At 54.7% G+C, this 236-nt stretch carries 1 protein-coding gene; it reads right to left on the bottom strand.

The genetic code is table 11. From position 1 onward, the window contains the following. Positions 1-236, bottom strand: a 236-nt coding sequence (locus Q4563_RS22590) for a 5-carboxymethyl-2-hydroxymuconate Delta-isomerase (protein WP_303606143.1), incomplete at both ends; no start/stop codon positions are given.

The following is a 236-nucleotide window of genomic DNA, read 5'->3' as shown; positions in this document are numbered from 1 at the left end:
ACCTGCCGCAGATTGATTGCCAGCTGTTCTTTTTGCTGGTCAGTGCGACCCTCGAGCAGCGACAAGGTAATATGAAGGAAGGTTTCGTCGTCTCGGCGCAGTAAAAAATGGTCGTACGGCATGGCCCGTACCTTGATGTCTTGCGGTTGGATAATACCGCCCTGGCAGGCGGCTTCGAACAGCTGTTGCATCAAGGGGCGCAACGGGGTTGTTTGCTCGATCACACGAGCGTATTC

The sequence above is a fragment of the Gilvimarinus sp. 1_MG-2023 genome, from assembly GCF_030548285.1.
The sequence above is the reverse complement of the archived record's forward strand: the minus strand, read 5'-3'. Positions and strand labels throughout refer to the sequence as shown.